General features: G+C 40.2%; 19 protein-coding genes. 10 read left to right on the top strand and 9 right to left on the bottom strand.

What is annotated here, in order from left to right; all coding sequences use genetic code 11:
* Window positions 1-171: 171 nt before the first annotated feature.
* Window positions 172-1,281, top strand: a complete 1,110-nt coding sequence (locus AC5YCE_RS04875; RefSeq protein WP_496171260.1) for an OmpP1/FadL family transporter — start codon at window positions 172-174, stop codon at window positions 1,279-1,281.
* A gap of 60 nt (window positions 1,282-1,341) precedes the next feature.
* On the opposite strand, the gene thrH is transcribed toward AC5YCE_RS04875, so the two are convergent.
* Window positions 1,342-1,959, bottom strand: coding sequence for a bifunctional phosphoserine phosphatase/homoserine phosphotransferase ThrH (gene thrH, locus AC5YCE_RS04870; RefSeq protein WP_496171259.1), 618 nt, complete (start codon window positions 1,957-1,959; stop codon window positions 1,342-1,344).
* A 201-nt stretch (window positions 1,960-2,160) separates the two neighbouring features.
* On the opposite strand from thrH, the gene AC5YCE_RS04865 reads away from it, so the two are divergent.
* Both AC5YCE_RS04865 and AC5YCE_RS04860 read left to right on the top strand, forming a co-directional pair.
* Entirely contained in the window at window positions 2,161-2,895 is a 735-nt protein-coding gene (locus AC5YCE_RS04865) for a phosphoadenylyl-sulfate reductase (protein WP_496171258.1), read from the top strand.
* 151 nt (window positions 2,896-3,046) lie between these two features.
* Window positions 3,047-4,441, top strand: a complete 1,395-nt coding sequence (locus AC5YCE_RS04860) for a WS/DGAT/MGAT family O-acyltransferase (RefSeq protein ID WP_496171257.1) — start codon at window positions 3,047-3,049, stop codon at window positions 4,439-4,441.
* A 76-nt stretch (window positions 4,442-4,517) separates the two neighbouring features.
* Here AC5YCE_RS04860 and AC5YCE_RS04855 read toward each other — a convergent pair whose 3' ends face one another.
* The 6 genes from AC5YCE_RS04855 to AC5YCE_RS04830 form a co-directional block, all read right to left on the bottom strand.
* The gene (locus AC5YCE_RS04855) at window positions 4,518-4,691 is read right to left on the bottom strand and encodes a PA1571 family protein (protein ID WP_496124556.1); all 174 of its coding nucleotides are present in this window, start codon (window positions 4,689-4,691) and stop codon (window positions 4,518-4,520) included.
* Between the two features lie 134 nt (window positions 4,692-4,825).
* Window positions 4,826-6,280: a ribonuclease G gene (gene rng, locus AC5YCE_RS04850; protein WP_496124555.1), complete on the bottom strand. Its 1,455-nt coding sequence runs from the start codon at window positions 6,278-6,280 to the stop codon at window positions 4,826-4,828.
* 109 nt (window positions 6,281-6,389) lie between these two features.
* Entirely contained in the window at window positions 6,390-6,989 is a 600-nt protein-coding gene (locus AC5YCE_RS04845) for a Maf family nucleotide pyrophosphatase (RefSeq protein WP_496171308.1), read from the bottom strand.
* Window positions 6,977-7,471 (bottom strand): rod shape-determining protein MreD, encoded by a 495-nt coding sequence (mreD, locus tag AC5YCE_RS04840; protein WP_496171256.1) that lies wholly within the window; start codon window positions 7,469-7,471, stop codon window positions 6,977-6,979. Before mreD ends, AC5YCE_RS04845 begins: the two co-directional genes overlap by 13 nt.
* Window positions 7,458-8,315: a rod shape-determining protein MreC gene (gene mreC / locus AC5YCE_RS04835; RefSeq protein WP_496124552.1), complete on the bottom strand. Its 858-nt coding sequence runs from the start codon at window positions 8,313-8,315 to the stop codon at window positions 7,458-7,460. Before mreC ends, mreD begins: the two co-directional genes overlap by 14 nt.
* Window positions 8,316-8,331: 16 nt before the next feature.
* Window positions 8,332-9,378: a rod shape-determining protein gene (locus tag AC5YCE_RS04830; RefSeq protein ID WP_496124551.1), complete on the bottom strand. Its 1,047-nt coding sequence runs from the start codon at window positions 9,376-9,378 to the stop codon at window positions 8,332-8,334.
* A gap of 133 nt (window positions 9,379-9,511) precedes the next feature.
* On the opposite strand from AC5YCE_RS04830, the gene gatC reads away from it, so the two are divergent.
* The 5 genes from gatC (at window position 9,512) to AC5YCE_RS04805 (ending at window position 15,526) form a co-directional block, all read left to right on the top strand.
* Window positions 9,512-9,826 carry an Asp-tRNA(Asn)/Glu-tRNA(Gln) amidotransferase subunit GatC gene (gatC, locus tag AC5YCE_RS04825; RefSeq protein WP_496124550.1) on the top strand — a complete coding sequence of 105 codons (315 nt, stop codon included), beginning with the start codon at window positions 9,512-9,514 and terminating at the stop codon, window positions 9,824-9,826.
* 46 nt (window positions 9,827-9,872) lie between these two features.
* The gene (gene gatA, locus AC5YCE_RS04820) at window positions 9,873-11,351 is read left to right on the top strand and encodes an Asp-tRNA(Asn)/Glu-tRNA(Gln) amidotransferase subunit GatA (protein ID WP_496171255.1); all 1,479 of its coding nucleotides are present in this window, start codon (window positions 9,873-9,875) and stop codon (window positions 11,349-11,351) included.
* Window positions 11,351-12,838, top strand: a complete 1,488-nt coding sequence (gene gatB, locus AC5YCE_RS04815) for an Asp-tRNA(Asn)/Glu-tRNA(Gln) amidotransferase subunit GatB (protein WP_496171254.1) — start codon at window positions 11,351-11,353, stop codon at window positions 12,836-12,838. The genes gatA and gatB overlap by 1 nt, the downstream gene beginning before the upstream one ends.
* Before the next feature lie 59 nt (window positions 12,839-12,897).
* Window positions 12,898-14,349: an FRG domain-containing protein gene (locus AC5YCE_RS04810; RefSeq protein WP_496171253.1), complete on the top strand. Its 1,452-nt coding sequence runs from the start codon at window positions 12,898-12,900 to the stop codon at window positions 14,347-14,349.
* Between the two features lie 277 nt (window positions 14,350-14,626).
* Entirely contained in the window at window positions 14,627-15,526 is a 900-nt protein-coding gene (locus AC5YCE_RS04805) for an NADP-dependent oxidoreductase (RefSeq protein WP_496171252.1), read from the top strand.
* 159 nt (window positions 15,527-15,685) lie between these two features.
* Here AC5YCE_RS04805 and AC5YCE_RS04800 read toward each other — a convergent pair whose 3' ends face one another.
* Together AC5YCE_RS04800 and AC5YCE_RS04795 are read right to left on the bottom strand one after the other, a co-directional pair.
* Window positions 15,686-16,084 (bottom strand): lysozyme inhibitor LprI family protein, encoded by a 399-nt coding sequence (locus AC5YCE_RS04800; protein ID WP_496171251.1) that lies wholly within the window; start codon window positions 16,082-16,084, stop codon window positions 15,686-15,688.
* 66 nt (window positions 16,085-16,150) lie between these two features.
* Window positions 16,151-16,591: a hypothetical protein gene (locus AC5YCE_RS04795; protein ID WP_496171307.1), complete on the bottom strand. Its 441-nt coding sequence runs from the start codon at window positions 16,589-16,591 to the stop codon at window positions 16,151-16,153.
* A gap of 372 nt (window positions 16,592-16,963) precedes the next feature.
* Between AC5YCE_RS04795 and yddG the strand changes: the two genes are divergently transcribed.
* Both yddG and AC5YCE_RS04785 read left to right on the top strand, forming a co-directional pair.
* Window positions 16,964-17,908 carry an aromatic amino acid DMT transporter YddG gene (yddG, locus tag AC5YCE_RS04790; protein ID WP_496171250.1) on the top strand — a complete coding sequence of 315 codons (945 nt, stop codon included), beginning with the start codon at window positions 16,964-16,966 and terminating at the stop codon, window positions 17,906-17,908.
* A 126-nt stretch (window positions 17,909-18,034) separates the two neighbouring features.
* Window positions 18,035-18,472, top strand: coding sequence for a hypothetical protein (locus tag AC5YCE_RS04785; RefSeq protein WP_496171249.1), 438 nt, complete (start codon window positions 18,035-18,037; stop codon window positions 18,470-18,472).
* Window positions 18,473-18,584 lie beyond the last annotated feature (112 nt).

Here is an 18,584-nt window from a genome sequence, read left to right as displayed (position 1 = left end):
TTCAATAATTTTTTTTAAATCATATACATATATAGAATAAACACTCAAAATTGTTCAAGTTATAATCATGCTTCCACCTACTACTCAAAACTGAGTATTTACTCTTTTTTTCATTGTGTTATTTTTCACACACTTTTTATTGCCATCTTGGCTTTCAGAGATGAATAATTCATGAAATTATCTGCTATTAGCTCAGCTATTATACTGAGCGCTCTTCCAATAACGTTTTTAAATGCAGCAGGATTAGACCGTTCTGGTCAATCTATCTCCGCATTTTTACAATCAGGAAACTATGCAGAAGCTGGTATTTCAGTTTTAGATCCAACTGTAAAAAGCAATGCACTTAAAATATCGGATATGGCTGATGACTATCACTTTCCAAGTGCAGCAATTAAAATTCAAGTGGCGGATCACATCTCTTTAGGTTTGCTATACGATCAACCATTTGGTGCAGATGCCACATATCAGGTTAATAATCCCGTCTTTGCACAACAAAATGAAGGCACATCAGTAGAAGTTAAAACAGAAAACATTACAGGCTTGATGGGTTATCAACTGACTGAAAACTGGAACCTTTATGCAGGTCCAGTGTGGCAAACAGTTGCTGCTGATATTCAATTACGTGGTTTAGCGTATAAAAATGCAGGGTATGATATTCAAGTTGATACCGCTGAAGCTTGGGGTTGGTTAGCTGGATTTGCATATCAGGTTCCTGATATTGCTTTAAAAGCAGCTGTGACATACCGCTCTGAAATTAAACACAATGCAGTAGCTGATGAATCTTTTGGCTTAGGTTTACAGAATGCGCCTTTATCTAAAGTACAAGCAGTAACACCACAGTCCGTTAATGTAGATTTACAAAGTGGTATTTCTCAAAACACATTAGCTTTTGCTAATCTTCGTTGGGTACATTGGGATCAATTTGTAGTATCACCTCAAGCCTTAAAATCTAAAGGACTTGATTTAATCGAATATTCTGATGACCAGTACTCTGCAACTTTAGGCTTAGGTCATAAGTTCAACGAGAAATGGTCCGGATCAACTTCTGTAGGTTATGATTCTGGCGCAGGTAATCCTGTTACGACCTTAGGTCCAACTGAAGGATACTGGAGTGTGGGTTTAGGTGGTCAATACAGCCCGACGCAAGATACATTTATTCAAGCGGGTGTTAAATACTTCTGGTTAGGCGATGCCGTTGCACAAACAGGTGGTGAACCTGTAGGTAGTTTTGAAAACAACTATGCGATGGGCTACGGTCTAAAAATGGGTTATAAATTCTAAGTATTGCAAAAACTCTAAAATATAAAAAGGCGCTTTAAGCGCCTTTTTATTGCTGTTGAATTAAGCCGGAATATCACGAACAGAAGCATTACGAATCGCTTCTTTCAAAGCCGCATAACCATGAATAGGTGGGAACTGTGGGAATTCAGCAATCACATTATCAGGTGCATCAAATAAGAAACCTGCATCAGCTTCGCCGAGCATAGTCGTGTCATTATAAGAATCACCAGCAGCGATCACACGGAAATTTAAACCATGAAGTGCTTGCACAGCTTTACGCTTTTGATCAGGTTGACGTAATTTATAATCTGTAATCACACCATTTTCGTCCGTTTCTAATTTATGACAGAAAATAGTCGGCCAGCCGAGTTGCTTCATCAATGGATGAGCAAATTCGTAAAAAGTATCCGATAAAACAATCAATTGAAAATGAGTACTTACCCACTCAACAAATTCTTTCGCGCCAGGGAAAGGACCCATTTCAGCGATTACAGCTTGAATATCGTTTAAACCTAAACCATGTTCTTTCAGAATATTCAGACGCTGAGTCATCAGCACGTCATAATCAGGAATATCACGAGTCGTTGCTTCTAGCTCCTTAATTCCTGTTTTCTTTGCAAAGTTAATCCAAATTTCAGGAACTAAAACGCCTTCCAGATCTAGACATACAACTTCCATGAACCATCCCTCTTGATAGGTTGACAAAATTTTGACTTATCATAACCGAAGATAATTAAATTGCATTGATCTTTTTTAAATCTATTTTTTTCATAAGCTTTTACTTTTTAGTGATAAGTTGTATTTAAGATTTATCTTAAAATTTCTAGGAAATAAATTAATATAGGTTTAGCTGTTTCCAAGCCTATAGCCAGGACGCCCATGACTACGATTCCAACGATTGACCTTGTAGATGCACTTGCATCTGAATACGCCGATAAATCTCCGAATGAAATTTTAGAATTAGCACTGAGCCAAGCAGGTGAAATTGCTATTTCCTTCTCTGGTGCTGAAGATGTTGTTCTAATTGATATGGCTCACAATTCTGGTCAGCCTTATCGTGTATTCAGTTTAGATACAGGTCGTCTGCATCCAGAAACATATCAATTCTTAGACACTGTGCGTCAGCATTACAATATTCAAATCGAGTTTTGTTTTCCTGAATCTGAAGCCGTACAAAATCTAGTCAATGCCAAAGGCTTATTCAGCTTCTATCAAGATGATCATAAGGAATGCTGTGGTATTCGTAAAGTTCAACCACTTCGTAAAAAATTAGCGACATTAGATGGTTGGATTACAGGTCAACGTAAGGATCAAAGTCCAGGCACACGCACTGAAATTCCAGTAATTGAGCATGATATCGGATTCTCAGGCGAAGGGAAAAGTTTAATTAAATACAATCCCCTAGCAAATTGGAGCAGTAGCGATGTTTGGAACTATATCCGCTTAATGGAAATTCCTTATAATCCATTACATGAACGTGGTTTTACTTCCATCGGTTGTGAACCATGTACCCGACCAGTCTTACCGAATCAACATGAACGTGAAGGTCGTTGGTGGTGGGAAGAAGCGACACATAAAGAATGTGGCTTACATTCAGGAAATTTAAAAAAATAGTCAAAAAAGCCACTGTTACTAGTGGCTTTTTTGCACCTGAAATTCATCATTTTCTTCGCAATTCATACATAAAAAGCACTATACTCAGATTTAACGGACATATAATTCTAAAAAGCGATTTAGATATATTGCAGTGAGGCAATCTAAAACTATGCGACCTTTACATCCCCTCGATTTTATTTTTTTAAGCTTAGAAAAGCGCCAACAGCCGATGCATGTTGGAGGTTTATTTTTATTTCAAATTCCGAAAGACGCTTCAAGCACCTTTATCCAAGATTTGGTCACCGATATTCGTCAATCCAAATCGATTCCGATTCCGCCTTTTAACAATCGTTTAAATGGTTTGTTTTGGGATGAGGATGAAGAATTTGATATTGATCATCATTTTCGACATATTGCCCTACCTCATCCTGGACGTATTCGTGAACTCTTGGTTTATATTTCTCAAGAGCACAGTGCATTGATTGATCGTGCTAAACCGCTTTGGACTTGTCATATTATTGAAGGCATCGAAGGCAATCGCTTTGCCATGTTCTTTAAGATTCATCATGCCATGGTCGATGGCGTGGCAGGTATGCGCTTGATCGAGAAATCACTGTCTAAAGATCCGTATGAAAAAACGATTGTTCCCTTATGGTGTGTCGAAGGAAAGCGTGCAAAACGCTTGAAAGCTGCGCCTGTATCCGCATTAAAAGGCATATTAAATACCGTCAAAGAGCAACTCTCGATTGCACCACGTGTAACTCAAGAGCTTTATCAGACTGTATTTAAGGAAATGAGAAATCCTGACTATGTGTCAAGCTTTCAAGCCCCGGGGAGCTTATTGAACCAACGAGTCAGTGCTTCTCGTCGTTTTGCAGCACAGTCCTTTGAATTGGAACGATTACGCAAAATCGCCAAGTCTTTAGGTGTGACGATTAATGACGTAGTTTTGGCGATTTGTTCAGGTGCCTTACGCGAATACTTATTGTCTCAAAATGCACTACCCAAAAAACCTTTGATTGCGATGGTTCCAGCGTCTATTCGTGATGACAACTCAGATCTGAGCAACCGTATCACCATGATATTAGCTAATCTAGGTACGCATAAAGAGCAACCACTAGATCGCCTAGACATCATCATTCGCAGTGTAAAAAATGCCAAGACTCGCTTTCGTAGAATGACATCGAATCAGATTTTGAATTACAGTGCCTTCGTGTACGGTGCGGCAGGCTTTAACATTCTTTCAGGCGTGATGCCTAAGCGTCAGGCCTTTAATATTGTGATTTCGAATGTTCCTGGCCCAACAGAACCGTTGTATTGGAATGGCGCGAAACTAGATGCGCTCTACCCTGCTTCTATCATCTTAGATGGGCAAGCACTCAATATTACGATGACCAGTTATCTAGATAAACTTGAAGTCGGTCTAACAGGTTGTCGAAATACATTACCTAAAATGCAGAATCTTTTGACCCATTTAGAAGATGAAATTCAGATATTTGAACAGATCGTTGCTAAAAAAGAAGCTATAGAAATCGAAAAGAAAATGACTGCGAATGCATCGTGATTGGAATGAACGGTTTTTGAGTATAAATTTTGAATATAAAATTGAGCAATAAACTAAGGGGCTTTTAATCAGCCCCTTAATTCTTAATGTTTCGACATTGTTTTAATAATTGTTGGCATGCAACCACAACCATCGCTTTAGTGATCTGAACTTCTTGACCTTGCTCAGTTAACATCACACATGCATTTTTATGCTGTGGCTCTAAAACATGCTTGATACCACGATTTAAAATTTGTTCAGCCATACTCATCTTTTTTACCTCACATTTGCTCAGGTTATTACTAACCTTTGGCTACTTGTTTCTATAGCCACTAGTATTGTGAAGTGAGCCTTGAAAGTAAAATTTCAGATGTAACAACTGTTTAGTGAAATTCTGTTACAAATTTAATTCAGAATGATATCGTATTGCTCTTGCGTGTATAAATTTTCGACTTGAAACTTTATGACTCGACTCACGAAATGCTCTAAATCCGAGACAGCTGTTGCCTCTACCGTTAAAAGCCGATCAACCACGTGCGGATGAGCAACGACAGTAAAGCCACTCTGAGATTTGAAATCTCTAGAGTAGCGTAATATCTCCCGAAATATCTCGTAACATATCGTCTCTGCTGTTTTGACATATCCGCGACCTTGACAGGTCGGGCATGCTTCACACAGTAAATGCTCCAAAGATTCACGCGTGCGTTTACGCGTCATTTCTACTAAACCTAACTCAGAAACCTGAGTGATTTTGGTTTTAGCGTGGTCTTTTTCTAATACCTCTTCAAACTGTTTTAAAACTTCATCACGATGCTGTAGCTCTTGCATGTCAATAAAATCAATAATGATAATTCCACCCAAATTACGCAGTCTCAATTGACGTACGATGACTTGAGTGGCTTCCATATTGGTTTTAAAGACAGTATCTTCTAAAGAACGCCCACCAACGTAGGAGCCTGTATTGACATCAATTGTGGTCATGGCTTCGGTCTGGTCAATCATCAAATAACCGCCGGACTTTAATGCAACACGCGTTTGTAAAGCCTTTTGGATATCGTGTTCCACATTATACAAATCGAAAATTGGACACTCGCCTGGATAGTGCTTTAAGCGACCATGAATGGTTGGCACAAACTCTTGCACAAACTCTTCTAACTTTTGGAAGACTTCACGTGAATCTACTTGAATTTTGACTGTATTTTCATTGGCAAGATCACGAATAATACGTTGCGGTAATGGTAATTCTTCAAAAACAAGAGAAGGCACAACGATACTTTTTTGCTTACGCTGAATAAATTCCCAAAGCTTGGCTAAATAAGCCATATCTTGTGCAATGGCTTCTTCAGCGATCCCTTCAGCAGCCGTTCGAACAATCACTGAACCTGGAAGCTTATGCTCTGCCTGTATGCGCTCAATAATGGATCGTAAGCGATCACGCTCTTCTTCTGATTCTATACGCTGTGATACGCCTGTATGATGACCATAGGGCATCATCACTAAATATCGCGAAGGTATAGAAAGATCAGTGCTCAGTCGTGCTCCTTTGGTACCAAGCATATCTTTCATGACTTGAACGGTCAGAATTTGACCCGGATGCAGTAACTCAAAGACATTCGGTGTCGGCTGATTACGTGGCCACACCATATCATTGATATGTAAGAAAGCCGTACGAGACAAGCCGATATCCACAAAAGCAGCTTGCATACCGGGCAGTACACGAACAACCTTTGCCTTATAAATATTGCCGACTAAACCACGTTTTGCAGAACGCTCAACAAATAGCTCATTCACCGTACCATTTTCGATTAAAGCCACCCTTGTTTCTGTCGGGGTGACGTTAATCAACAATTCATCAGACATAAAAAATACTCAAAACATTATAAAAATTCGTTTGCGAGATTAATTTAGTGCCTTAATCTTGCTTCATCTGGTTGGCTCTGTACTTAAGCGAGCTCGTCATATTCTTAAATCAGTGTTCTAAAATAGGCTTTATTTGATCAATATTCTTCAATAATTGTAATGTTTCATATAGAGGCAAGCCAACAACATTGCTATAACTTCCTTCTATACGTGGAATAAACTGAGCAGCATAACCTTGAATGGCATAAGCCCCTGCTTTGCCAATCGGCTCACCCGTTGCCCAGTATTGTTCCATTTCGAGTTCAGTCAGCTTTTGGAAATGAACTTGAGTGCGTACCACCATGCTTTGAATAGCATTTTGATTTTGCTCACAATGGGCCGACGCGACACAGATACCACTGAGCACTTCATGTTGACGCCCAGATAAAGCGGACCATATCTCAAATGCATGTTGTTTCGATTCAGGCTTTCCAATAATCTTATGATCTAACACTAAACTGGTGTCTGCCGCAATGACTATCGCGTCGGGAAATTGAACTAAAACAGCTTGTGCTTTTTGCTCTGCTAAACGTTGTACATAATGTTCTGCACTTTCGTTGGGCTGTACAGACTCGTCAACATCTGGACTGAATATTTCAAAGTTCAGTCCCACCTGTTCAAGCAACTCTTTGCGTCGAGGCGAACTCGACGCCAATATTAAACGCGCCATCTTTTTAAGCAATAATAGAGAATTGGCCATAAGCCAATGCTACTGATCAATGGTAGCCAATGACGTGTAATTGAACTTTCTACACTTGAAATCACTTGAGCTAACAAAATAAAAACCAAATGTGCCACAACCGCCATGCTCACAATGAGCCAAGTATTACCAAAAGTCATGACCCGTCTTTCACGTATAAAGTACCGAATCACAAAAGTAATCAACACATAGCTCAGAGCATTTAAGCCCAAAGGTGCGCCCAACAATAAATCGGTGAACAACCCAATCCCAAATGCAAACCAAACACCACACCAAGTGGGTTGGCACAAGATCCAAAACAGGGTCACCATTAACATGATGAGTGGACGCCAACCTGCCAAGTTGTAGGTCAACGGATAAACCACCAATACGGAGCAGATGATGACTGAAACAATAATCGCGATGAGTGGGTCTTTATGCAGGTCCGAACTAAGGTTCTTAGCGTTGAGCATTCGGTTGCTCCATGGCTAAAGAATCTGAGAACATAACCACGACATGATGACCACCTGAAAGTTGCGCTGCTGGTTTAACATCAATCTGCGCAAATTCGCCCGTGTTTTCACGTTTAATTTTAGAAACCGTACCCACTAAATATCCTGCAGGGAAATGTTGTCCTAAACCCGAACTGTAAACTTTATCCCCAACTTTAATGTTGGCACTGGTCGGCACATATTCCATTTTCAAACGCTCTAAATCCCCAGTACCCGTGACAATCGCACGCATCCCTGAACTTTCTAAACGCACTGAAAGAGAATGTTCCTTATCCGACAACAACATCACTCGGCTACTATGAGGATAGACATTGACAATTTGCCCCATGATGCCTTTATCATCGAGAACCGTCTGTCCCACTCTCAGTTGATTAGTAGCACCGCGATTAATCACAATAATATGTCGTAGAGGATCTGCATCCGTACCGATGACTTCAGAGATCTCCATACGACCATCAATAATTAAAGGTGTATCGAGTAAGCCACGTAGTCTGGTATTTTCAGCTGAGAGTTCAGATAATTTTTGTAAGCGGACTTGCGCCTGTAAAAGTTCAGCTTGCATCGCAGTATTTTCACGGCGCAATTGAGCTTCAGACTTGGTTTGTTGATTCAGCCATTCTTTCGATAAAACAGGATAACTTGCAATGGCATAAATTGGATTGTATGCAGCATACAAGACATCTCTTGCAGGTTGGACCAGGTGTGGCATACGCCAATTGAACATTAGCACCACGAAACAAGTCACAACCGCAATGATGAAGGAACGAAAAGATGGCGGTTGTCTTGAAAAAAGATTCGGTTGCACCGCCTAAGATCCTTTCTTAACCTACGAATAACATATCGTGATTTGGATTATCGAAGAATTCTAATACCTTACCACCACCACGTGTTACACAAGACAACGGATCTTCTGCAACCAAAACAGGCAAGCCAGTTTCTTGAGACAAGAGTTTGTCTAAGTTACGTAATAATGCACCGCCACCTGTCAATACAATACCGCGTTCCGCAATGTCAGAAGACAACTCTGGAGGGGTTTGCTCTAGCGCAGATTTAACCGCTGAAACAATACTTTGTAATGGATCAGAAATCGCTTGAGTGATTTCATCAGACGTGACTGTAATCGCACGCGGAACACCTTCTGCAAGGTTACGACCGCGCACTTCGATCTCAAGTGGTTTTGCGCCTTCGTCTGGAAGTGCCATACCCACTTCTTTTTTAATCAATTCAGCGGTTGTTTCACCGATCATGCAACCATGTGCTTTACGTACATAGTGAATGATTTGTTCATCAAAGACATCACCACCGATACGAAGGGAATCAGCGTAGACACAACCTTGTAGTGAGATAATCGCAATTTCAGTGGTCCCCCCACCAACATCGACGACCATCGAACCGCATGCTTGTTCCACTGGCATGCCTGCACCGATTGCAGCCGCCATCGGCTCTTCAATCAAACGTACATCACGTGCACCTGCATTGAATACCGCTTCACGGATCGCACGGCGCTCTACCAGTGTCGATTTGCAAGGCACACACACCACCACACGTGGTGCTGGTGGGAATAAACGTTTTTCATGCACTTTACCAATAAATTGGTTTAACATGGTTTCAGTCACTTCAAAGTCTGCAATCACGCCGTCTTTCATTGGGCGAATCGCAGAAATATTTGCAGGTGTACGACCCAACATTTGCTTTGCATCTAGGCCAACTGCGGCAACAATTTTTTGTGAACCACTATGGCGAATCGCCACAACCGTCGGTTCGTTTAATATAATGCCCCGTCCTGGCGCATAAATTAGTGTATTAGCTGTACCCAAATCAATGGCAAGATCTGGCGAAAACAAGCCAATTAGTCGTTTTAGAATCACGGTTCGTTCTCAATTAAACGTTATATGGTCGTAAGATGGCAACTTTAACTAAATGTGATGATTTGAACAAGTCAATCGCTTATTATAACACACGATATTTGAATATTTTTTAATACTGATTAGGTGAGACATCATGTCAGCTTCAGATGCTCAGCATTCTGCAGATTTAAATGCACAAACCGTTTCAAGCATTGCTCATTTGGCACGCTTATCTTTAAACGAAACGCAATCTGCTGAATATGCTCAAAGTTTAAATAAAATCTTAGGAATGATGGAAACCTTAAAAGGGATTAATACCGATGGTGTTGAGCCTTTAAAGAGCCCATTTGACAATCCACAACCCTTACGTGAAGACGTGGTTTCAGAAGAAAATCACCGTGAGGATTATCAAGCGGTAGCCCCTGCAACACAGGATGGCTTGTATCTTGTGCCTCGTGTGATCGAATAATTTCGCCTTAAACCTTATTTAAATTTGAACGTAAAGAATTGAACTCATGACTGATTTACATCGCTTATCAATTCGTGAAATGGCTGAAGGTTTAAAATCCGCTCAGTTTTCATCACGCGAGTTGACTCAACACTATTTAAACCGTATCGCAAAAATTGACACTCAAGTTCAATCTTATGTGACTGTGACCCCTGAACTGGCTTTGGCTCAAGCTGATGCTGCAGATGGTCTTTTAAAATCTGGGATGGCGGGTCTGATGACCGGTATTCCTTTGGCGCACAAAGATATTTTCTGTACCAAAGGCGTGAAAACCACGGCTGGTTCAAAAATTTTAGATAATTTTATCTCTCCTTATAATGCGACTGTAGTGGCTAAAGGGATTGAAGCAGGCTTGATCACTTTAGGTAAAGTGAACATGGACGAATTCGCCATGGGTTCAACCTCTGAGTCTTCTTACTTTGGTGCGACCAAAAACCCTTGGGCTTTAGATCATGTTCCGGGTGGTTCTTCAGGTGGTTCTGCTGCGGCTGTGGCTGCTGATTTAGCACCAATTGCAACAGGTACAGATACCGGCGGTTCAATCCGTCAACCTGCGTCTTTCTGTGGTTTGACTGGTCTTAAACCGACATACGGTCGTGTGTCTCGTTTCGGTATGATTGCCTACGCATCATCATTGGATCAAGGCGGTCCAATGGCACGCTCTGCTGAAGACTGTGCTTACCTCATGAACGTAATCGCAGGTCATGACGCTAAAGATTCAACATCAGTCAATAAAGAAGTCGATGACTACGTTGCAAACTTAAACGGCACATCGGTAAAAGGCTTACGCATTGGTATTCCTAAACAATACTTTAATGTTGCAGGCTTAGATGCGGACGTTAAAGCACGTGTTGAAGAATCACTTAAAAAATTGGAAGACATGGGCGCAACTTTGGTTGAGATCGATCTCAACATGACGGATGCTTATGTACCTACGTATTACTTGATTGCACCTGCTGAAGCGTCTTCTAACTTACAACGTTTTGACGGTGTTCGTTACGGCTACCGCTGTGAAAATCCTGTGGACTTGATGGACTTATACAAACGTTCTCGTTCAGAAGGTTTTGGTAAAGAGGTTCAGCAACGTATCTTGATTGGTACATACGCATTGTCGGCTGGGTATTACGATGCGTACTATGTGAAAGCACAAAAAGTACGTCGTCTCATCCAACAAGACTTCTTAAAAGCATTCGAATCTGTTGATGTCATCGCAGCGCCTTCTGCACCGACAACTGCCTATAAGATTGGTGCAAACCTATCACCTGTTGAAATGTATTTGGGTGACATTTACACCATCGCGGTGAACTTGGCAGGTCTTCCTGCGATTAATGCGCCTGTTGGTTTTGACCAAGACAATTTACCGGTTGGCTTACAGTTGATTGGTAACTATTGGTCAGAATCTCAATTGTTGTCTGTGGTACATCAGTATCAACAAGCCACCGATTGGCATACGAAACGCGCTGCAATTGCTGAGGAGAACGCATAATGTCTCAAAACAATTCAAAGAACACCGCTAAACCTAAATCAAACCTGATTGATGGTTGGGAAGTGGTTATTGGTATCGAGATTCACACTCAGCTTGCAACCAATACCAAAATTTTCTCAGGTTCATCGACTGTTTTTGGTAATGATCCAAACACGCAAGCCAGCCTTGTTGATTTGGCCATGCCGGGCGTGCTACCTGTATTAAATAAAGAAGTGGTTGATCTTGCGATTCGCTTTGGTTTGGGTATCGATGCTTATATCGACCAAGCCTCTGTGTTTGCACGTAAAAACTATTTCTACCCTGACTCGCCAAAAGGCTATCAAATCAGCCAAATGGACAACCCAATTGTGGGCTTGGGTCATATCGATATTCAACTTGAAGATGGCACTGTAAAACGCATTGGCGTGACGCGTGCGCACCTTGAGGAAGATGCAGGTAAATCGATCCATGACCAATTTGAAGGCATGTCAGGTATCGATTTGAACCGTGCAGGTACGCCACTGCTTGAGATCGTATCTGAACCTGATATGCGTTCTGTTGAAGAAGCGGTTGCCTACATTAAAGCGATTCACACACTTGTGCGTTGGTTAGGGATCTCTGACGGTAACATGGCAGAAGGTTCATTCCGTTGTGACTGTAACGTGTCTTTACGTCGCCCGGGTCAACCCTTCGGTACACGTTGTGAGCTTAAAAACCTCAATTCATTCCGTTTCATTGAACAAGCGATCAATGTTGAAATTGAACGTCAAATGGAAATTTTGGAGTGGGACGGCACCATCGACCAAGAAACCCGTTTGTTCGACCCTGTGAAGATGGAAACGCGTTCGATGCGTTCTAAAGAAGAAGCGAACGATTACCGCTACTTCCCTGACCCAGACTTATTGCCTGTGATTATTGCAGATGAACAGATTGAAGCAATTAAAGCAACCATGCCTGAGTTGCCTAAAGCCCGTCGTGAGCGTTTTGTGGCTGACTTTGGTGTGACTGAGTACGATGCTCACGTTTTAACGCTGACTCGTGAAATGGCAGACTTCTATGAAGCTGTTGTGGCTGCTGCGGGCGGTGCTGCACAAGGTAAAATTGCTGCAAACTGGGTAATGGGTGAATTCTCAGGGGCGCTAAACAAAGCAGGCTTAGATTTGGCTGATTCTCCTGTAACGGCGGAAAAACTTGGCGGTATGATTGCACGTATTGTGGACAACACCATTAATGGCAAGATTGCGAAACAAGTGTTCGGCTTTATGTGGGATGAAGGCAAAACTGCCGACGAGATTATTAGCGACAAAGGCTTGAAACAGGAAACTGATACAGGCGCAATTGAAGCAATTATTAAAGACGTACTTGCTGCCAATGAGAAGATGGTTGAAGAGTATAAATCTGGTAAAGAGAAAGCTTTTAACGGTCTTGTGGGTCAAGTGATGAAAGCAGCGAAAGGCAAAGCTAACCCTGCTCAAGTGAATGAATTAATGAAGAAATTGATTGGTTGATTTATTATTTAATCAATTGATTTCATGTTATAAAGACCTCGCTTAATGCGGGGTTTTTTATGGCTTATTTCAATTTATTACAATCTTTTGCTGAATATGAAATTGAATATCTAACACAAGATATAATCTCTATAACCTATGATATTAGTCGCTTTAGCGAATACTCACATGAGGCTATTCGCTCTAAACTAAAGGATTTAGAGGAAAAATCATTTCTAATTCTTCGTAATTATCCCTGCATTGTTTGTTTTGAAGACTTTAAGGATTTTATTGCCATTGCAGAATTACAAAGTGTCGAATTAAATAAAAGAATAATTACTGCAAAATTAAAATTGCTCTCAGAAAAAGTAGACACTAATTCAATTAATATTAGCGCATTAGAAAAAGCATTAAATTTTGAAGGGTGGGAAAAGACTAGAACTCATTGGGCGATTAAAAATTCAAATCTATTTAAAAATCTAGAACCTCTTAACATTTTTAGAAACCTTAATGAACTTTTAAATTATTTTCCAAACCAAAATATCGACCTTCTAAATCCACCTAAAAACACTGGGAAATTAAAGGCAACATTCAATACGCACATCTCTGTAGACATCAGAGGGTTTAATACTCCTACATATGTTAAAGACGTATCTGATTTCATTAGTAAAGTTCTTAAAATTAATGGACTTATTAATAGATCTAATGAAAATCGAGAAGTATTTTACAGAGGTCATGGAAAACATTCATATCAATTATTACCATCTCTTTTACGCGAAGATCCTAATGGCAAAGGAAAAGTCTATTTAGAAGGTGAACATTTATTATTTCGTGAGTTACTCACAATGGAACCCAATTCCTTCAGTAATGACATCAGTGGTTTTGACATCCTTACAAGAATGCAACATTATGGGATGCCAACTCGATTACTTGATATCTCAAGTAATCCCTTGACAGCCTTATATTTTGCTTGTGAAAATTTAAAGCATGATGAGGATGGCGAAGTTCTTTTGATTTCTGTTAAAAAGACTGATGTATGTTTTTATGATTCGGATAAAATTTCTTGTTTAACAAATTTAGCGAAATTAACAGCTAGTCAAAAAGATCACTTGTCCCAATATATTATTAAATGCCAAAAAAATGACTCAAAAAAAGTTCTTTTAAATGATTCTGACCTTAGTGAAAAAGTTTATGAACAATACTTGCACTGTATATTAAATGAAAAGCCCTACTTCAAACCTAGAATTGAAATTAAAGATCTTAAAAACACATTCTGTGTAAAGGGTCGTTTAAATCAGGAAAGGATTATTGCTCAATCAGGATCTTTTCTTATCTTTGGTTTAGATGCGGAAGCAATCCCTGAAAATGGTAATGATGACTTCAATGTAGATAGAATCAGAATAAAAAAAGATGATAAAAAGTCGATATTAGAAGAACTAGATTTACTGAATATCAACCAAAGAACGGTATATCCGAGTATAGAAAACTCAGCAAAATATATCAAAAATCGATTAGAAAGTTTTAAAATATGACCATCAAAAAAGTATCCTCCATCGCCAAACTCGAAGACTTGGGACGTATTTAAAATCCCCTCATCCCCCGCCTTCTCCCAATGGGAGAAGGAGCCATCATTACTAATCTTATGACAGCATTCATTTAGTATTGGATATTCCCTCTCCTCTCAGGAGAGGGTTAGGGAGAGGTAAAACAAAAAAAATAAAAGAAAACACTGTCCTATTTTTAGCCCTTCAATCCCCTCACTTTAGCTCCCTATAATCAATCCATATATTGATCACTCGGCAAATAAAAATGAACAGCACCATTCTCCTTGCACAAAGCTACGGGCCATCAGAAGTCCTCGAATTCAAAGAACAAACATTAGCACCTCTTGCTTCAGGCATGGCACGCATTCAAGTCAAAGCCTCAGGCATCAACCCGATTGATGCACGTCGTATGACAGGCGAATTCAAACACGCTGCCCTACCTCAGACCTTTGGTACAGAGTATGCAGGCGTGATTATCGAAGTCACAGACAACAGCACGTGGAAAGTAGGAGATGAAGTTTTAGGTTCAGGTGGTGCATTTACCCATGCCACCGTGATTGATGTACCTATAGAAAACCTGATCAAAAAACCAAGCAATATCGATTGGGCAGTCGCAGGCACACTCGCAGGTGTCTCACAAACTGCCATGACCATCCTTAATGAAATGGGTCCTGCTCAATCCCTACTGATTCATGGCGGTTCAGGCGGTGTTGGCTCTGTACTGATTCAACTCGCGGTGAATCATGGAATCGATGTGGTTGCAACGGCATCGGCAAAAAACCAAGACTACATCAGTGATTTAGGCGCAACGCCAGTCATATATGGCGAAGGCTTAACAGAACGCTTAAAAAAAATTCATCCAAATCCTTTCGATGTCTCTATTGATATGAGTGGGCATGAAGATGCGACACAAGCTTCACTTGCAACCGTGAAAGCTGGCGGATTTATGGGAACAATCGCAGGACGTAAACTATCATCTGACAAGATCAAACCTGTTTGGGTGAAACGAAATCCTGCAAATTTAAAACATGTGCTTGATGGTGTCGCTGAAGGAAAGATCAAATGGTCTGTCAGTCGTAAATATCCATTTGAACAAGCACAACAGGCTTATACAGATATATTGGAAGGTCATACCCAAGGCAAAAGTGTTTTGATTTTTGACTAAGCGACTCATTGCTACCTTAATCATTTATTAAGTTAAAATCGTGAATTAAACAGCCTTGATTTTGAAACCCCAAAGAAGAGAATGCTGACATTTACCAGCATTCTCTTTGTCTATGTGTACATTGAATAAATGAAGTCTTTAGCACAGATCAAAAGTGAATTAATGCTCTGCAGATAAACGCTCTAACTCTGTTGCTCTTAAAGCCGTCGTTTCCATTAAACAAATGCCACCATTCACTCGAGCCAGTGACCCCCCATCAGGGTCAGCATAAAAATCACAGTTCTGATCACGATACTTGATCCAAGTCCGCTGTACGCCCTTTAACTGTTTTTTACGAGTCGAATTTAAAGAAGTCGAGAGTGTTTTATACGCTTGATTTAAACGAGCATCTTGTAACTTAATTTCAGTGGAGATACAGGCATGCATTTTGGTCGTTACACCACCTGATTTATCCATACAAGCAGTGTACTGCTTCGATAATTTCGGACGATCTGCATGACTTAAAGAGATACCACCTAGCGTCATCAACCCTATCATCAACACTTTATTCAACATCATTCACCAATCCTTATAACCCTGAAACCACACTCAAATCAGCATGACTAAAATGAGTAAACATCCCCATTAACGTGTTAAGCCCAATTTATTCCAAATATCTGGGGTTAAAAAAGTCACCACCAATTTATTTAAATCAAGATAACGCAACACGCCTTTTAACTGTGCTTTCACTTCAGGATTTTTTAAAATCTCTTCACCTGAACTACGGCCAAGTTCTTGAAAACTATCCCCTACAGCTTGAATCCCTTCTGCTTGGATCACCGCTTTGGTTTGTGCAGAACACTGTTCAACGATAATGCGTTGTAACACGCCTGCGAGGTTTTTATCTAACTGCTCTTTTTGTGTAGCAGATACATTACTAAATGCCTTCAAATCAGGATGTGAAGACAACGCTGCGAATGTCCATTGCAAAACGGCGGTTTTATCTGTAGCGGTGGTGGATTTCATTAAGCAATCACTCAGCTGATCCACTGTTGGACCAGCCACAGCCATTTGTGTTGAACCCATCAAAGTCAAACCGATAAATAAAGCACGTGGATAACTTAAGTAAGACTTCGATTTTTGATGATGATGCTCTGCTTGATTTTGTGTTTGAGCGCTTTTGGAATGCAATGTAATTGTCATTATCATGATCCTCACAATAAGAGTGAAATTTGAATCTCTCCGTTTTACCACAAAGCGGTATTCTCGCTGTTAGAACTCTGTAAATAAGCATTCATATTTCACAGAAAATTTAAACTTAACCCACATAAAATACCAAGCAGAATATCGGCTAAAACGCATTCGATCTGCATACGCAGATCAGGTTTAGGCATATAATCGGACATTCAACCTGCTACAGTCATTGTGGCAATCGCTTGCCATAGATATAAGTAGCTCATGACCAAAAATATTGCCACACTGATTGGCTTCACGGCGATTTTACAATGGTCATCCATCGTCGGTTTACTCAAAAAAATTAGCTTTAGCATTGGACCTGATTTGGCTGTGCTGTTTATGTATAGCTTGAGCGCTCTATTACTTTTAGTCATTTTTCGAATCCCGAATTTAAGACAAATTCCACGTGTCTATCTGATCAGTGCGACCTTGCTATTCGTGATTTACGAGATCTGTTTTTCTTATGCGATTGCTTTGGCTCAAACAGCGCAACAAGCCATTGAAGTGAGTTTGGTCAATTATCTTTGGCCGAGTATGACCATTGCTCTGCTGATTATTTTCAAAGAACTTAAATTTACGCCTTTGGTCATCGTTGGACTCATCATTAGCTTGAGTGGCGTGGTGTATATTCAAACTGGCAATGGTCAGTTGGATTGGCTGACCATCATCGCGAATGTCGAAACCAATCCAATCAGTTATCTATTGGCATTGATCGGTGCAAGTCTATGGGCGTTGTATTGTGTGATTACCAAAAAATACAGTGGTGGGCATAATCCGATTGCATTGTTCTTTATCGCGGTCACGGTTGTACTGTGGGCAAAAATGCTGATTATCCACCCTGAGCAATTGATAAATATGCCAAGTTTAGATGCCAATACGATGATCTATATGGCATTGGTTTCAGTGGTCACAGGTCTAGGCTATGCCGCTTGGAATATCGGAATTAATCAAGGCAACATTACGCTCTTAGTCACCCTGTCATATTTTAGTCCGATATTTTCATCTCTGATTTCAATGTGGATTTTAGACTCTAGGCTTTCACAATCTTTTTGGCTGGGAGCAATCATGGTGACCTTAGGTTCATTTGTCTGCTGGATTGCCACCAGTTGGACTGAAATTCGAGGCAAAATCGTTCAGTCCAGACTGTTTCGATCTAAACAGTTTTAAATTGCGGTAAAAGGAAAAAGACTGATAATGTATTTGAATCATAAATACTGAGCGCATTCAGCATACTCTCTTGCATGATGATTGAATGATCGTCACAATACAAAAAAATAAAATCGAATTAAAACAATGTGGGTCATTATTTTTTCTATCTTGAGTATGATCATCATCGTGGTGATCATTAAAGTATTTCTGTCTGATGCTGATGAAATCCCCAATACAGCTGAGCTACCAACTTTCAATAATCAAGATATCCCTCCTCAACGGCGTGCTGATACTGTTGAACAAGACAATTCTCTTTCAATTGATGCCCCCATACAACGGTCAGGTAAAGGCAAAGAATTAGGAACTATCAAATCTGTAAAGTCTAGAAAAATGGGAATGGCTGAAACAATTGCTGAAGATATGTTTGAGCAACCTCAGCTCATCACTTTTGATCAGTTATTGCAGTATAGGTTAGGATTCGATCGTGATGGAAAATTGCATTATTTTATCTGCTGTTTTCTTTATAGTTTTGTTTTGGTTTTTAGATGTATTTTATTTGCATTTGAAGTAAGCGTCCGCTGAACCCCACTTTTCTTATTTGCTCAATATCCCGATAGTGTCCATTATTTATTAAATGGACATTATGTTTATGGCCTTAGACACTTTTATAGACACTGAACAAACGACAGAAAGA

The organism is Acinetobacter sp. CY79 (assembly GCF_059515845.1).
This window is presented reverse-complemented; position numbering and strand designations above follow the sequence as displayed.

Bases quoted from the DNA above. Each gene is read 5' to 3' on its own strand.
- AC5YCE_RS04875 (WP_496171260.1), top strand. From the start codon at position 172: ATGAAATTATCTGCTATTAGCTCAGCTATTATACTGAGCGCTCTTCCA.
- thrH (WP_496171259.1), bottom strand. From the start codon at position 1,959: ATGGAAGTTGTATGTCTAGATCTGGAAGGCGTTTTAGTTCCTGAAATT.
- AC5YCE_RS04865 (WP_496171258.1), top strand. From the start codon at position 2,161: ATGACTACGATTCCAACGATTGACCTTGTAGATGCACTTGCATCTGAA.
- AC5YCE_RS04860 (WP_496171257.1), top strand. From the start codon at position 3,047: ATGCGACCTTTACATCCCCTCGATTTTATTTTTTTAAGCTTAGAAAAG.
- AC5YCE_RS04855 (WP_496124556.1), bottom strand. From the start codon at position 4,691: ATGAGTATGGCTGAACAAATTTTAAATCGTGGTATCAAGCATGTTTTA.
- rng (WP_496124555.1), bottom strand. From the start codon at position 6,280: ATGTCTGATGAATTGTTGATTAACGTCACCCCGACAGAAACAAGGGTG.
- AC5YCE_RS04845 (WP_496171308.1), bottom strand. From the start codon at position 6,989: ATGGCGCGTTTAATATTGGCGTCGAGTTCGCCTCGACGCAAAGAGTTG.
- mreD (WP_496171256.1), bottom strand. From the start codon at position 7,471: ATGCTCAACGCTAAGAACCTTAGTTCGGACCTGCATAAAGACCCACTC.
- gatC (WP_496124550.1), top strand. From the start codon at position 9,512: ATGTCAGCTTCAGATGCTCAGCATTCTGCAGATTTAAATGCACAAACC.
- gatA (WP_496171255.1), top strand. From the start codon at position 9,873: ATGACTGATTTACATCGCTTATCAATTCGTGAAATGGCTGAAGGTTTA.
- gatB (WP_496171254.1), top strand. From the start codon at position 11,351: ATGTCTCAAAACAATTCAAAGAACACCGCTAAACCTAAATCAAACCTG.
- AC5YCE_RS04810 (WP_496171253.1), top strand. From the start codon at position 12,898: ATGGCTTATTTCAATTTATTACAATCTTTTGCTGAATATGAAATTGAA.
- AC5YCE_RS04805 (WP_496171252.1), top strand. From the start codon at position 14,627: ATGAACAGCACCATTCTCCTTGCACAAAGCTACGGGCCATCAGAAGTC.
- AC5YCE_RS04800 (WP_496171251.1), bottom strand. From the start codon at position 16,084: ATGATGTTGAATAAAGTGTTGATGATAGGGTTGATGACGCTAGGTGGT.
- AC5YCE_RS04795 (WP_496171307.1), bottom strand. From the start codon at position 16,591: ATGGGTTCAACACAAATGGCTGTGGCTGGTCCAACAGTGGATCAGCTG.
- yddG (WP_496171250.1), top strand. From the start codon at position 16,964: ATGACCAAAAATATTGCCACACTGATTGGCTTCACGGCGATTTTACAA.
- AC5YCE_RS04785 (WP_496171249.1), top strand. From the start codon at position 18,035: ATGTGGGTCATTATTTTTTCTATCTTGAGTATGATCATCATCGTGGTG.